Origin of the sequence: Neoluteolibacter marinus (assembly GCF_014904755.1) — a bacterium.
In the GTDB taxonomy this organism is placed as follows: Bacteria; Verrucomicrobiota; Verrucomicrobiia; order Verrucomicrobiales; family Akkermansiaceae; genus Haloferula; species Haloferula marina.
The window spans coordinates 1-6,689 of sequence record NZ_JACZFQ010000093.1 but is presented as its reverse complement, the minus strand read 5'-3'; the positions used below and the strand labels follow the sequence as shown (position 1 = coordinate 6,689).

At 64.3% G+C, this 6,689-nt stretch carries 6 protein-coding genes; 3 read left to right on the top strand and 3 right to left on the bottom strand.

Translation table 11 applies throughout. From position 1 onward, the window contains the following. Window positions 1-132: 132 nt before the first annotated feature. From IG178_RS17690 to IG178_RS17680, 3 genes are all read right to left on the bottom strand, one after another. Window positions 133-1,647: a sensor histidine kinase gene (locus IG178_RS17690; protein ID WP_193213908.1), complete on the bottom strand. Its 1,515-nt coding sequence runs from the start codon at window positions 1,645-1,647 to the stop codon at window positions 133-135. Next, window positions 1,644-2,360, bottom strand: coding sequence for a response regulator transcription factor (locus IG178_RS17685; RefSeq protein WP_193213907.1), 717 nt, complete (start codon window positions 2,358-2,360; stop codon window positions 1,644-1,646). Before IG178_RS17685 ends, IG178_RS17690 begins: the two co-directional genes overlap by 4 nt. Window positions 2,361-2,445: 85 nt before the next feature. Next, window positions 2,446-4,851: an ATP-binding protein gene (locus tag IG178_RS17680; RefSeq protein WP_193213906.1), complete on the bottom strand. Its 2,406-nt coding sequence runs from the start codon at window positions 4,849-4,851 to the stop codon at window positions 2,446-2,448. Window positions 4,852-4,959: 108 nt separating this feature from the next. Between IG178_RS17680 and IG178_RS17675 the strand changes: the two genes are divergently transcribed. The 3 genes from IG178_RS17675 (at window position 4,960) to IG178_RS17665 (ending at window position 6,626) form a co-directional block, all read left to right on the top strand. Next, complete coding sequence (locus IG178_RS17675; protein WP_193213905.1) at window positions 4,960-5,265, top strand: c-type cytochrome; 306 nt, start codon at window positions 4,960-4,962, stop codon at window positions 5,263-5,265. Continuing rightward, window positions 5,262-5,888 carry a LysE family transporter gene (locus IG178_RS17670; RefSeq protein ID WP_193213904.1) on the top strand — a complete coding sequence of 209 codons (627 nt, stop codon included), beginning with the start codon at window positions 5,262-5,264 and terminating at the stop codon, window positions 5,886-5,888. Before IG178_RS17675 ends, IG178_RS17670 begins: the two co-directional genes overlap by 4 nt. A 111-nt stretch (window positions 5,889-5,999) precedes the next feature. After that, window positions 6,000-6,626: a L,D-transpeptidase gene (locus IG178_RS17665; protein ID WP_193213903.1), complete on the top strand. Its 627-nt coding sequence runs from the start codon at window positions 6,000-6,002 to the stop codon at window positions 6,624-6,626. Window positions 6,627-6,689: the final 63 nt, after the last annotated feature.

Below are 6,689 nucleotides of genomic sequence, written 5' to 3'. Positions count from 1 at the left end.
CCCCCCGGGTCAACACCTTTCGGGAAGTTTTTTCGGGTTTTTTGACAGCCCCGTCACAACCCGTTGAAAACACACGGTTTCACCCCGGAGGTTTTTCACGGCGATCCTTCGATCCACCGTAATACTACAGGCCTAGTAGGCTCCGCGGGGCAGGTTGAAGACCACCACCAGCCCCGATGAGGGCGAATTTTCTGCCCGAACACTTCCCCCGCAGGCCTCCACTCCGGACAGGACGATCGCCAAACCGAGGCCAGCTCCCCCGGTCTCCCGGGTTCGCGAGGCATCCGGACGGTAGAAGGGCTCGAACAAACGGGGCAGGTCGGCCGCGGCAACCCCCGGACCATTGTCGGCGATCCTGAGCTCCACCTGCTTGCCGGCCCGGCTGGCGGCAATCCTGATCGTACAGTCGTCTCCACCGTGCGTGCGTGCGTTGCGCAGCACGTTGGCGATGGCGCGCGACAAGAGATTGCGATCCACCTGCACGGACAGCCCCTCAGAAACCGCCAGTTCGATCAGTTGGCCAGGACACTCGCGCGCGATCGCCAGTTCGACGACCGGAGCCAATTCGACCGCCTCCAGCTTCACCGCTTTGGCTGCGGTCGAAGCTTTGGTGAACGCCAGGAGCTCGGATACCAGACGTGAAAGTTCGGTCACGTCCTCCTCGATCGATTCAAGCCGCCGCTGCTGGTCGCCGCTCAAGCCATACTCCAGGACCCCCAATCCCGTCTGGATCCGTGCCAAGGGCGAACACAACTCGTGCGCCACATCACCCAGGAAGCGCTTCTGGCCGCGCACCAACCGATCCAAGCGGGTTGCCATGCTTTCGATCGATACACCCAGGTGGCCCAATTCATCGGACCTTGTGGACCCGACCTTCACGTCAAACTTGCCCTCGGCGATCGACTCCGTCACCCCCGACAGGCGGGACAGGAAGCGGGTGATCCCAAAGAAGAACGGGACCCATAGCACCAGGCTGATTGCCAGGACCGCCAGCCCCCCCAGGATCCACGGCCGGAGATCGAAGAACAGGCCTCCTCCGGCAAGATCCTGCGAACGCAGGACCAACAATCCGTGCAATGGCTGGGCCCGCTTCGGGCGAAAGAGAGGGAGGTCGATCCCCGCCCAATAGCCGTCCCCGCCTTCGCCCCGCAGCAGGAAAACCGGTTCCACCACGGGCCTCGGCGGGTCCTCTCGGTCCGTTTCGTCCGGTGGCGGAGCGTCACCGAGGGGCCCACGCCCCCCGGCGGGCCCCGGAGGTCCAGGCGGCCTTCCGGGGCCTCTTGGCGGTAGCGGTTGGGGGCGTGGAGTGTTCTTGATCCTTTCTTCGACATTCGGCGGCACCCGGTCGGGCTGCCCGCCGATCCACCCCTCGCGCCCCATGTCCAGGAAGACCTGGACTCCCAGCGACTCCTCGTGCCGAGCCAGGATCGAAGACCATTCGTGCCGCGGACTTTCGCGGAGCTCGGAACTGATCACCTCACCCACCCCTTTCAAGCGATCGCCCGCGGCCCCGCTGAGAAAGGAGTCGAGTCCCAACTGGAGCTGCCAGGCAACAAAGGCGAAAAACGCGGCCGCCAGCACCAGCAGGTGCACCAGCAGCCACAGCATCATCTTTGCCAGCAGCGGAAAGCGGACACGCTCCTTCATGCCGGTTCCTTGAGTTTGTATCCGACACCCCGGATCGTGTGAATGAAGCGCGGCTGCTTGGGATCATCGCCCAGCTTGCGGCGGAGCTGGGAGACGTGAACGTCAATCGAGCGATCGAACACGTCGAAGCGCCGGTCGGAGACTTCCTCGAGCAAGGCCTCACGCGACTTCACGCGGCCCTTGGCCTTCAAAAGAGAGGCGAGGATCGCGAACTCCAGTGCCGTCAGTTCCAGATTCCCGCCGTCCAAGGTGACGAGATGGGTCTCCTCGTTGAGCGTCAAATCGCCCGCCGACCACTCTTTCCCGGCGTCCGCAGCTTCCCCGGATCGCACACTCCGCCGGGTGACCGCCCGCAGCCGGGCCAGCAATTCACGGCTGGAGAAGGTTTTCGGCAAATAGTCGTCCGCCCCGAGCTCCAGGCCGACGATCCGGTCCGCCTCCTCCCCCATCGCGGTCAGCATCAACACCGGGATGGTCGAGGTCTTGCGCAGTTCTCGCAGGACTTCGAAGCCATCCATGCCCGGCATCATGACATCCAGCAACACCGCCTCGTAATCGCCGGTGCTGGCGGCTTCCAGCCCTTCCGGTCCGGTGTGGCGCATGTCCACCTGCCAACCGCGCGGAGCCAGATAGTCGCGGATCAGCCCGCAAAGCTTGCGATCGTCGTCGACCACCAGCAACGGACGGGACGGAGGAAGATCCCCGGAATTCATTGAAGGGGAGGATGCAGTGGATTCCAGGCGGCCTGCCACCGCTTTTACCGCTTCTTAACAAAAACATCCGCCACCGGACCGGGAATCACCATGCCCGCTCGCCGCGCTCATCGAAAGGCAGCCAGAGCAGGGCAACCGACTCGACGCTCACGTTCGCCCGGGTTGGCTTGAGCGTTTCGGTTTCGAGAGCCAGCGCCATCGGGTCAAAGCTGCGGGAAAGCTCGGCGATCTCTTCCTGCAGCTGCTTTTGAAGATCGGCCATTTGATCCTCGATCCCCTCCACCTTGTCTTCCGCCGCGGCCACGTCCTGGTGTTGCTTGTAGGCGCTGGTTCCCTTGGAAAGAGCGGATCCCATGCTCCGCTTGCGCCCGAACAATCCACCCAGGATTCCGCCGAGAATGGATGCCCCGGCCTGCATCTTCGCGGCATCGGCCTGGGCCTTTTCCCGGGCAAGGCTCCCCTCGGCGGTGCGCTTGCGGCCTTCCAAGGTGTCGAGCTTCCGGTTCGTCGCCGCCCGCGCTTTCGCGAGGACGGCATCCCGCGCCTCCCGGGCCTGCTGGGCCAGCCGAGCACGGAACTCACCCTCCGACTCGCCGATCTCCGAGTAGGCCTTCAAAGCCGGACAGGTGAAGATGTCCGCACGCTCGTTGCGGTAGAGCCATTCATCGAAATCCTTTTCGACCTGCCTGTAGTTGGCGGCATTCATCGCGAAGCCCGGCAGCTCGGCGAAACCCGCCCCGGCGGCCGGTTTCGAGTCGAGTTCCTCCGGCTTGAGCGGCGGCGGCAAGTCTCGCTCCCAGTCGATTGATTCCGGCAGGATCGCATTGACCTTGCGGACCTTGCGGCTGCCTTCGACCCCCGCCTTGGTGGAGGAGAAATGCACCGTGCCTACCCGCAGCAAGTGGGGCCGGTAGGTGATACCCGAGGCATCTCCGGCGGGCGGGGCGAATTTTTCCGGCACCCCCGCCCCGACCAGCGGCCGCGAAGTGGTCACCGGTGCCGCGGTCAGCCCGGGCATGGCCATCGGGTTCGCGGCGGCAGCGGAGGCGGGACTTTCGAAGGCCGCGCGCTTCGGATCCATCAGCTTCTTGATGCTGCCGCGGGTCAGCGGGCCGGTCAGGTAGCTCATCACCCACCGGACGTGGAACAGGACCGGGGCGTCGTCGTGGACGTTGTTCATCAGGAACACCCGGTTGCCCAAGCCGGACAACAGCTTCTCCATCGACGCCCGGTCGAACTTCGCGTTCTGCTCTCCGGCCGCACCTTCGAGGCCGTCGAGCACCCGCAGCTTGTCGCGCTCCGTTTGCAGGCGGCCGAGAAACCAGGTGCCGATGTTCGACAGCGCCTTGTAGTCGAGATCGACCGGGTTCTGGGTCGCGAGCAGGCAGCCGACCCCGAAGGCGCGCGCCTGCTTGAGCATCGTCATCATCGGCTTCTTGCTCGGCGGATTCGCGGTCGGCGGAAGGTAGCCGTAGATCTCATCCATGTAGAGCAAGGCCCGCAACGAGGTGGTGCCACGCTGGGCCCGCATCCAGCCGAGCATCTGGTTGAGCAGCAGGCTGACGAAGAACATCCGCTCGGAGTCGCTGAGGTGGGAGATCGAGAAGATCGAAATCCGCGGCTTGCCGTCCGGAGCGTGGAGCATTTTCGCGATGTCCAACGGCGGGCCCTCCAACCAGGTGGCGAATCCCGGGGAGGCGAGGAGGTTGTTGAATTTCAGTGCGAGCGCGTGGCGGTCCCTTCCGGGCAGGAAGCTTTCCAGGTCAATCACCCCGACCTTGTCGAAGGGGGGCTTCTGGATGTGACGGATCAGCGTCTCCAGGGTGATGTCGCGTTCAGCGGCCCACTCGTGCTGGAAGATGCTCGACAGCAGGATCGCCTCCGGGCTTTGGATCGGATCCGCGTTCACCCCCACCAGGGAAAGCAGCGACGCGACCGTGCTTTCGATGCGCTCTCCGAACAGTTCGGCATCGTCCACCACTTCGAACGGTGGCGCTTCGAGCGAGCTGAGGATTGAAACGGGGATGCCCGCCTTTGAGCCCGGGGTGAAGATGTTGACGTCGGTTTTCTCCCGCAGCTGGGCGATGCGCCCGGGGTCTTGCCCCCATTCGGCCAGGCCCTTTTGCCAAGTCGCGGCCGTCTTTGCCGCGAACTCGTCGGGCGAGATCCCCTTCTTCGCCGCGTCGTCCTCGTTGATCCAGGGACGGAAGTCCTCGCCGCGCAATTCGGGAAAGGTCAACAGCAGGTTGGAGATGTCACCCTTGGGATCGATCACGATCGCCGGGATGTTGTCCATGGCCGCCTCCTCGAGCAGGGCGAGGCAGAGCCCGGTTTTACCCGAGCCGGTCATCCCGAGGACCACGCCATGGGTGACCAAATCCTTCGAGTCGTAGAGCAGCAGCCCGCCGTCGGCCGACTTGGTGTCGAGGTCATATTCGCGACCGAGGTAAAAGGCGCCGAGCTTCTCGTAATCCGAAACGGCAGGACTCATGGTGACCGAATGTTAGGAAGGGAACCTGACATGGAAAGCGCCAATCCCGCGCGGGACGGGGGCGGGAAGAGATTGCCGTGACGACGGCGCGGTGATTAAAGTCCTGCCATGAAACGACTGTGGTTCGGTCTCGGGATCCTGACACTCGCCAGCTGTGCCACCCCCAGGACCGCTCCCATCCCGGACACCGCGATGGCGACCCGCAGCGGGGTGACCTACGAAACCCTGCAAAAGGGCCATGCCGTCTATCTGGCGCAATGCGGCCGCTGCCATGAGCACATCCTGCCGCAGGATGTCAGCAAGGCCGACTGGCACGTGGTGGTGCCGGGCATGTCGTGGAATGCCGGGATCTCCGCTGCCGACGAAGACGCGTTGACCGCCTACATTCTCGCCGCGAAACGCGAAACGCGGTGAATCCCGCCTCCGAATTGTTCATCTTCGCCGGCATCATGTTGCTGGGGCAGTTCAGCCCCGGGCCTGACATGATCCTGCTCACCCGGACCGCGTTGGCCGACGGGGCGAGAGCCGGTGCAATCATGGCTTGTGGCATTGCCACCGGACTGGCCGTCCACACCGCGATTGCCGTGGCAGGCTTGGCCGTCGCATTGAAGAAACTGCCATCGCTGCAAAAGACCATCGCTCTGGTGGCGGCGGTCTATCTCCTGTGGCTCGCCTGGCAATTGTTGAAACCGCACTTCATCGGCTCTTCCAGCGCGAGCCCTGGCGGCGCACCGGAAGGAGGGAGTGGCAATCCTTACCTCCGCGGCCTGATCTGCAATCTCCTCAATCCCAAGGCCGTGCTTTTCCTCGCCGCGGTTTGCGCGCCATTCCTGCAGGGCGACCGCTCGCGCTGGTGGCCCTTGGTGCTGTGGGCGATCGTGGTCTTCCAAGGCGGAGTTTTCTGGGCCTTGTGGGCGCGCCTCCTGCAATGGCCGCCGCTGCGATCCCGCTACCAGCGCTCGGCGAAGTGGATCGACGCCTCCTTCGGCGTGGTGCTCGCGGCGCTCGCGCTGAAACTGATCGCCGGCTTCCGCTGAGGTCCGCCGGTTCACCCGGCCAAAATGACATTTGCATTCGGGACGGGATTGCCTTTCATGCAGGAGCCTCCGTCGTGGGGGCCCGAACCTTCCATTGATCTGTCATTCCCCATGAAATTCCTCGTGACCCGAATCCTGCCGCCCGTCCTCTGCGCCGCCGCGGCACTCGCCCTGAGCTCCTGCGGCACCACCATGCAGAGCGGACCGCAGACGTCGTTCAAGTTCGATCCCCCTCTCAAGCAGCCCCAGAACGCCTCCAATGTCCGGGTGAAGCTCAGCACCAGCGCCCAGCGACTTTACCTCGTCGAAGGGAACGAAGTCCTCCTCGCGACTCCCATCTGCGTCGGCACCGCGTCGGCCCGTACGCCCCAGGGTACCTTCAGGATCCGTGCGAAAACCGCGCAGCGCCGCCGCGCCAGCAGCCCCGGTGCCGGCTACCCGATGACTTACTGGATGGAGTTCTACAGCGCTTCCTACGGAATGCACTGGGGCTTCGTGAAACCCTATCCCGCGACCCACGGCTGTGTCCGCATGCCGCTGAACTCCGCGCGCAAGGTCTTCAACACCGTCCGGGTCGGAACGCCGATCGATGTCGCGACCAGCCAGCCATGGGACGCCACCATCGGCAAGTCGCTGCCGGTGCTCGACGACAGCTCGCTGCCTGACCCCCCGATGTCCTACATGCTCAGCCCGAAAGTGTTCAGCGATGCCCAGCAGGGCAAGATGTGGAACTTCTGAACGGTTCCTCGACCCTCTCGACGTTCAACGGCGCGTGCGTTCCCAGGAACTCACGCGTCCGTC